1 pseudogene is annotated in these 319 nt (G+C 61.8%); it reads right to left on the bottom strand.

The features are described 5' to 3' along the window. Nucleotides 1-319, bottom strand: a pseudogene (locus tag PUR26_RS34470) (hypothetical protein); the annotation flags it as partial.

A 319-nucleotide genomic window follows, 5' to 3' on the forward strand; every position in this document is an offset into this window, starting at 1 on the left:
CGTGCGCGTGGGCGTGGTGGGGGCGTGGGCGGGGCGGGGTGCAGGCCCGCCCGCGCCCCGGGCCCGCCGCCCGCCCGCCCGGCCCGCGCGCCGCCCCCCCCCCGCCCCCCCCCCCCACCCCCCCCCCCCCCCCCCCGCTCCCCCCCCCCCCCCCCCCCCCAAAAAAAACCCCCCCCCAAAAAAAAAAAACAAACCAAAAAAAAACCCAAAAAAAAAAAAAAACAAAAAACACAAAAAAAAAAAAAAAAAACACCCCCACCCAAAAAAACCAACAAAAAAAAAACAAAACAAACCCAACACACCCACACCACCACAAAAA

Origin of the sequence: Streptomyces sp. SP18CS02, assembly GCF_036322365.1 — a bacterium.
Taxonomy (GTDB): domain Bacteria; phylum Actinomycetota; class Actinomycetes; order Streptomycetales; family Streptomycetaceae; genus Streptomyces.